This is a genomic window from Pseudomaricurvus sp., assembly GCF_965662505.1.
In the GTDB taxonomy this organism is placed as follows: Bacteria; Pseudomonadota; Gammaproteobacteria; order Pseudomonadales; family Cellvibrionaceae; genus Pseudomaricurvus.
On sequence record NZ_CBFIHX010000177.1, the window covers coordinates 1 to 5,532 of the forward strand.

At 54.5% G+C, this 5,532-nt stretch carries 7 protein-coding genes; all 7 read right to left on the minus strand.

Annotation, left to right across the window (positions count from 1 at the left end; all coding sequences use genetic code 11):
• Positions 1–968, minus strand: a 968-nt coding sequence (locus tag ACTG33_RS15975) for a beta-ketoacyl-ACP synthase (RefSeq protein WP_439136218.1), incomplete at its 3' end; no start/stop codon positions are given.
• 37 nt (positions 969–1,005) lie between these two features.
• Positions 1,006–1,731 (minus strand): 3-oxoacyl-ACP reductase FabG, encoded by a 726-nt coding sequence (gene fabG / locus ACTG33_RS15980; RefSeq protein WP_439136219.1) that lies wholly within the window; start codon positions 1,729–1,731, stop codon positions 1,006–1,008.
• Between the two features lie 8 nt (positions 1,732–1,739).
• Entirely contained in the window at positions 1,740–2,228 is a 489-nt protein-coding gene (locus ACTG33_RS15985; protein WP_439136220.1) for an ApeP family dehydratase, read from the minus strand.
• On the minus strand, positions 2,225–3,406 hold the full coding sequence (locus tag ACTG33_RS15990; RefSeq protein WP_439136221.1) for a beta-ketoacyl-[acyl-carrier-protein] synthase family protein: 1,182 nt from the start codon (positions 3,404–3,406) through the stop codon (positions 2,225–2,227). The genes ACTG33_RS15985 and ACTG33_RS15990 overlap by 4 nt, the downstream gene beginning before the upstream one ends.
• A gap of 1 nt (position 3,407) precedes the next feature.
• Entirely contained in the window at positions 3,408–4,007 is a 600-nt protein-coding gene (locus ACTG33_RS15995; protein WP_439136222.1) for a DUF3261 domain-containing protein, read from the minus strand.
• The gene (locus ACTG33_RS16000) at positions 4,004–5,251 is read right to left on the minus strand and encodes an NAD(P)/FAD-dependent oxidoreductase (RefSeq protein WP_439136223.1); all 1,248 of its coding nucleotides are present in this window, start codon (positions 5,249–5,251) and stop codon (positions 4,004–4,006) included. Before ACTG33_RS16000 ends, ACTG33_RS15995 begins: the two co-directional genes overlap by 4 nt.
• Before the next feature lie 53 nt (positions 5,252–5,304).
• On the minus strand, positions 5,305–5,532 hold a 228-nt coding region (locus ACTG33_RS16005), incomplete at its 5' end, for a hypothetical protein (RefSeq protein ID WP_439136224.1).

Below are 5,532 nucleotides of genomic sequence, written 5' to 3' on the forward strand. Positions count from 1 at the left end.
CGGTTGCCAAAAATATTATAAGTCGCTTTGGATTCGGCGACGTCACCACGGTCGGTGGCGGTGCCATGGGCGCTGATGTAACCAATGTCGGAAGCGGATAGTCCTGCACCGTCGAGAGCCAGTTGCATCGCCGATTGCATAGTGTCGGCCTGTGGTTGGGTCACATGAGTGCCGTCACAATTTGTACCGTAACCGACGATCTCAGCGTAGATAGTTGCGCCGCGAGCCACTGCTGAATCCAGATCTTCCAGGATCAGACTGCCTGCACCTTCGCCAATAACAAGGCCGTCGCGATCCTGGTCGAAGGGGCGGGGTGAAGTTTCCGGCCGATCGTTGCGTGTGCTTGTCGCGTAAAGGGTATCGAACACGGCGGCTTCTGTTGGGCAAAGCTCTTCGGCTCCGCCTGCAATCATGTATTGCTGATGACCATAGCGAATGGCTTCGTAGGCGTAACCAATCCCTTGACTGCCGGATGTGCAGGCACTGGATGTAGTGTGTACGCGACCTTTCAGGTTAAAGAAAACGCTGATGTTCACCGGAGCTGTATGAGCCATCATTTTGATATAGGAATTTGCGTTGAGACCGTCGGTGCTTTGATTGATGAGCATGCGACCAAAATCTTTAAACGCGGCGGTCGAACCTGCCGAAGAGCCAAAGGCAACACCCATGCGACCATCCTTGATGCTTTCATCGTCGAGCAAGCCGGCGTCAGCCAGTGCTTGTTCGGTGGCACAGGTGGCCAGTAAGGCAATGCGTCCCATGCTGCGAACCGCTTTGCGATTGTAATGGGCGGGTCGTTCAAAGTCGGTAATGGGAGCTGCCAGCCGGGTATTCAGTCCGTCGTACACATCCCATTCATCCATGCGACGAATGCCGGTGTTCATGTTCTTCAGATTATTGGCCACTGAGTCCCAGTCGAGACCAATGGGTGACAATCCGGCCATGCCGGTAATGACTACTCGTTTCATAGAAACATAACTCGTATTAAAGCACTGGGTCGTTTCATCAACACATTCCACCGTTGACAGAGATCACCTGGCGGGTGATATAGCCCGCGTCTTCAGACATTAAAAAACTGATGGTGGCTGCCACTTCTTCGGGTTTGCCCATACGTCGGGCAGGAATCATCTTCATGGCTTCTTCCACCGGAACTTCGTCCACCATCTCAGTTTCGATCAGTCCGGGGGCGACACAGTTGACGGTGATGGCGCGCTTGGCCAGTTCCAAGGCGAGTGCCTTGCAGGCACCGATCAGTCCGGCTTTAGACGCACTGTAATTCACTTGACCGCGATTGCCCATCACACCTGACACCGAGGACAGCACGACGATGCGACCGGGTTTGCGGCGGCGAACCATCGGCATGGTAAGAGGGTTAAGCACATTGAAAAACCCGTCGAGATTGGTGTGAAGCACCAGGTCCCAGTCTTCTCCGCTCATGGCGGGAAAGGCGTTGTCGCGTGCGATGCCGGCGTTACAGACGACGCCGTAATAAGCGCCGTGTTCTTCTACATCATTGAGTAACTCTCTGGCAGCGGTCTCCCGGTCAGAAATATCAAATTGCAGAATGCGAGCGTGACGTCCGAGGGTTTCAATCTCTTGTTTGGTCTGTTGGGCTTCTTCCAGGCCGCTGCGGCAATGCAGAACGATGTCGTACCCATCCCGGGCCAGTCGCAGGGCGGCGGCTTTACCAATGCCTCGACTGGAGCCTGTGACAAAGATTGTTTTGTCCATAATTAACCTTAAGATGTTTCGTTTTTCAAAAATTCTGCGGCGTCATCCGGCTGGAACACATTGAGGTTCGCTTCGGCGACGATCATGTTAGCGGAATCTGCCTCTGAGGTAATCCGGCAGACAAACACGCCCAGTCCATTATCCGCCTGAAGTTCGCGGGTGACCTGAATGGTGAGTGTCGTACCTATGGGGAAAACAGGCGTGTTGCAGGTGTACTTGCGTGACCCAACCAAAAAACCGATGCGAATGTCTTCGCCAGCCTGTTTGGCCTCGACTCCGGCAAAGGCGGCAATGGCCTGAGCCATATATTCGATGCCTACCCAGGCGGGAACCCCACGATCGGTTGCGAACAGGCTGTCGGAACGGATGCACACTTGTGCAGTCAGTGAGCTTTCATCACTGCTGACAGTGTCGTCCAATAACGACATGGTACCTGAATGAGGCACCAGCTCGTCTATGTTGTAGTGCGGCTTAACCGCTTCGGCCGTCGGGCTCACGAGGTGCGCTCCAGTACCAGAGAAATATTATTGCCACCAAAGGCGAACGAATTGCTCATGGCGGCCGTTAAGGTGTGTTTGAAGGGCGTATCTACCAGGCGGATATTGGCCAGCTCATCATCATGTTCACTATCCCAGGCGTGTAGAGGAATACGGCCTTCCACGTCGGTCAGGGCCAGCCAACAGAAAGCAGCTTCAATGGCTCCTGCAGCCCCCAGTGTGTGGCCCGTGTGGGATTTGGTTGAGCTGCAGGGGGTGTTGCTTCCCAGCACTCGTTCCACCGCCAGACTTTCCATTTTATCGTTTTGCAGGGTCGCCGTGCCATGCAGATTTAAATACCCAATCTCTCCGGCCGTCAGACCGGCGTTAGCTAAAGCGGTGGTCATCACCCGTTCTGCGCCCAAGCCTTCCGGGTCGGGGGCAGAGATATGATGCGCATCGGAGCCTTCACCCACGCCGCTCAGTTGAACCGGTCCGGAGTCTCGACTGACGATGAACAGGGCTGCGCCCTCACCAATATTGATGCCGTTGCGAGTGCGGCTGAACGGGTTACAGGGTTGTTTGCTGACAGATTCCAGTGCTGAAAAGCCATTCACGGTCAGTTTGCAGAGCGAGTCCACGCCGCCAGCGATGACCAGATCGCATACGCCCATACGCAGCAGGCGGCGGGCACTGGCGAGTGCCTTGGCGCCGGAGGAGCAAGCGGTAGAGACCACGTACGCCGGACCTTCTGTGCCCAGCCAGCGGGCGAGAGTGGTGGCGGGGTTGGCCATTTCCTGTTGTTGATAATCAAACGTGGCCGGTAGTTCGGCGTGCTGTTGATAGTCGCTGATGGCGGTTTCGCCTTCGGCTATACCACTGGTGCTGGTGCCCAGCACAATACCGATTCGCAGTGGATCGATGCCTTTTTTGGCCTCTTCAAGAGCCGGTTGAATTTGTTCGAGAGCAGCGGCCATTAGCTGATTGGTACGGGTTCGCTCAATGAGAGGATAGGCGCTCAAGTCCGGCAGTGGGTCGTTCACCATGCCCAGAGGTAGAGGGCGACCAGGGGTAAAGTGGTCTGTGGTGCTCAGGCAGCGTTTACTGGTCTCGAACAGCTTTTGCCGCACGATTTCCGGACTGCTGCCCATGGCGCAAATTAGGCCAAGGTGATTGAGGTAAACGGGTGGCTGGTTCATGTCAGGGGCTCTCTGCGCGGTTGAGCTTTTCTCGCGTCAGCGTCTGGATCTGTAGCTGATAGTGCATCAAATGGTTGGTAATCGTGATGGATTCTAATGGGGTATCGGTCTTGTTTCCATCTGCGATGGCGATCGTCAGCGCCGGTTTCTGTCCAAGATACAGAATTCGGTCACCCGTAGCTTCAAGTGTCCAGTCGCTGCCTGCCAGTGCCTTTTGAATGACGTCTACTGGCCAGTAGGCCAATTGTATCTGGGTAAGAATATCCCGTCCGGATACCTCGTCTGGTAGCAGCGGAGAGGTGGATTCGGAAAAGTTATCTCCGTCGTAGCTTAGTGTCAGCAGAGTCTGACCCATCAGTGTCAGGCCTGCGAGATCGAGGCGTTCCTCGGTGACTGACCAGGCGGCCAGCAAGGTTTGCGGTTGACGGTTGTCTGTTGCAGCAGAGAGCGGAGCTATTGAGACGCTCTGGGTTAGCTGCCACTGCTGCCCCAGGCTGGCGGGTGAAAGCAAAGGCAGTTCCGGCAGTTGATGGCGAGAAGGCCAGCTGCTGCAAGCGGCCAGCAGGACGATCAACATGGCTGAGATAGCGGGGCGTATCATGCGAGACGGCACAACTCTGCCAGTGTGTTGATGCGGCGCTCGCTGTCTTTGACATAGGGGTTGTTGGTATCCCAGGCATAACCGGCGAGGATGGAGCTGATCATGGCGCGCACCTCACTGGATTGTTTGGGCGCAAAGATGATGTCCTGAAAGCGACCGTCGTACCAGGCTTCTACAAAAGTGCGGAAGGTATCGACTCCGGCGCGTAACGGTTGTGCATAAGTTGCTTCCCAATCGACTTCTTCACCCTGCAATTGTTTGTCCAGAGCGCTGGCCGCCAGGCTCGCAGATTTCATGGCGATGGTGACTCCTGAAGAAAAAACCGGGTCGAGGAATTCTCCGGCATTGCCCAGCAGCGCAAAACCAGGCCCCCAGAGTTGGGAGACATTGCTGGCGTAGCCACTGATCTCGCGAGCGGGAGTATCAAAGCTGGCGTTTGCCAGCAGTTTTTTCAGGGTGGGTTCCGAATCAATAATTTGCGCAAGGCGTTCATTCAGATCGTCACTGAAACCGTCGAAGAAATCACTGCGGGCGACGACACCAAAAGAACAGCGTCCGTTGGCAAAAGGGATAAGCCAGAACCAGACGTCTTTGTGTTGATGGTGAACGGTAATCAGGATTTTTTCGCGATCAAAGTCTTCGGCGGTAATGTTGTCCTCGACATGGGTAAACAGCGACGTGCGCGAAGGAAAATCACTGGGGCGATCCAGCTCCAGTAATCTTGGCAATACTCGTCCAAAACCACTGGCGTCCAGGACAAAGCGGCTTTGTAAGGTGTAGGCCTCTCCGTTTTCATCTTCGATGGTCAGTGTGGAATTACTGCCTTCAAATTCTATATTGACCAGTGTGTGACCCCAGGTGATTTCTACACCCTGACGTTCGGCCTCGCGGGCGAGAACGTCATCAAACGCTGCGCGTTGTACTTGAAAGGTTGTACCTCTGCCTTCGGAAAATTTTTGTCGGAAATCGAACGCAGAGCGGTCGTCGCCCCGAACAAAAGCGGCGCCGTTTTTAAACTGAAAATGATGTTGTTCTACGTGCTCGTGTACGGCGTCCAGCATGTTGGCTTCAGCGAGAAACTCCATGCACTGCGGCAACAGGCTTTCGCCGATGGAAAATCGGGGAAAATGTTGACGCTCAAGAATACGAACCCGATAGCCTTTGGCGTTTAGCAAAGTGGCCGCAACGGCTCCCGCTGGCCCGGCGCCAATGACGATAATATCCTCGATCAGGTTATCTTCCATAATTCATTTCTCAATGTAGTGATCTTAAAATTGTAAATAATAGGCTCATGACGTCATGTGTTGTCCTGAGCCCTAGGCTGCCGTGAAAACATCGGGGCGATCAACCAGACGCAGACAATACCAATAAGAACCGTCTGACCAAAAAAGTGTAGAACCGGAGTCGCGCTTAAGGTCAGTAAGCCGAACGCCAGCAAGGTTGTCAGTGATGACAGGGTGACGGCCAACCAGGTGTGCACACTGCAGTTGCTGTCGTACAAAAATATACTGGAATCCAGGCCTAT

Coding starts and splice junctions, on each gene's coding strand:
- ACTG33_RS15995 (WP_439136222.1), bottom strand. CDS start 4,007: ATGATACGCCCCGCTATCTCAGCCATGTTGATCGTCCTGCTGGCCGCT.
- ACTG33_RS16000 (WP_439136223.1), bottom strand. CDS start 5,251: ATGGAAGATAACCTGATCGAGGATATTATCGTCATTGGCGCCGGGCCA.
- fabG (WP_439136219.1), bottom strand. CDS start 1,731: ATGGACAAAACAATCTTTGTCACAGGCTCCAGTCGAGGCATTGGTAAA.
- ACTG33_RS15990 (WP_439136221.1), bottom strand. CDS start 3,406: ATGAACCAGCCACCCGTTTACCTCAATCACCTTGGCCTAATTTGCGCC.